The sequence below is a fragment of the Bacillus sp. H1a genome (assembly GCF_000633475.1).
In the GTDB taxonomy this organism is placed as follows: domain Bacteria; phylum Bacillota; class Bacilli; order Bacillales; family Bacillaceae_G; genus Bacillus_A; species Bacillus_A paramycoides.
In genome coordinates this window covers 1-486 of sequence record NZ_AYMH01000125.1, presented here as the reverse complement: position 1 = coordinate 486, position 486 = coordinate 1, and the positions used below count along the sequence as shown (strand labels likewise).

At 36.2% G+C, this 486-nt stretch carries 1 protein-coding gene; it reads right to left on the bottom strand.

The annotated features are described in order from the left end of the window. Positions 1 to 399, bottom strand: a 399-nt coding sequence (locus U860_RS0130380; RefSeq protein ID WP_115610372.1) for an IS6 family transposase, incomplete at its 3' end; no start/stop codon positions are given. Positions 400 to 486: the final 87 nt, after the last annotated feature.

The following is a 486-nucleotide window of genomic DNA, read 5'->3' as shown; positions in this document are numbered from 1 at the left end:
GCGAAGTTTAGAAACATACGAAAAAGCCAAGGCTTTCTTGAAAAAGCGCTTGGCTGCTTGTGTATCTCTTGATTTACTTAGATAAAAATCAATTGTATACCCTTCTGAATCGACTGCACGGTATAAGTACATCCATTGACCTTTTACTTTGATATATGTTTCATCGACCCTCCATGAGTCATTTATTAATTTAAGATGATGTCGTACTTTCTCTTCTAATTGAGATCCATATTGATGAACACAGCGCATAATCGTTGTATGAGCAATTGATAATCCTCTTTCCTCCATCATTTTCACCAGGTTACGGAAGCTCAAATTGTACCGTAGGTACCACCTTACTGTTAATAAGATTAGTTCAGGCTGATAATGCTTCCATTTAAACAAATTTTCCTTTTCCATACTGATTACGCACCTTTTTTAGAGTCATACTATCAGTATGTCCAAGATTAGGAGATTACTTGCAAGAGTCTTGGGATTTTTGCACCA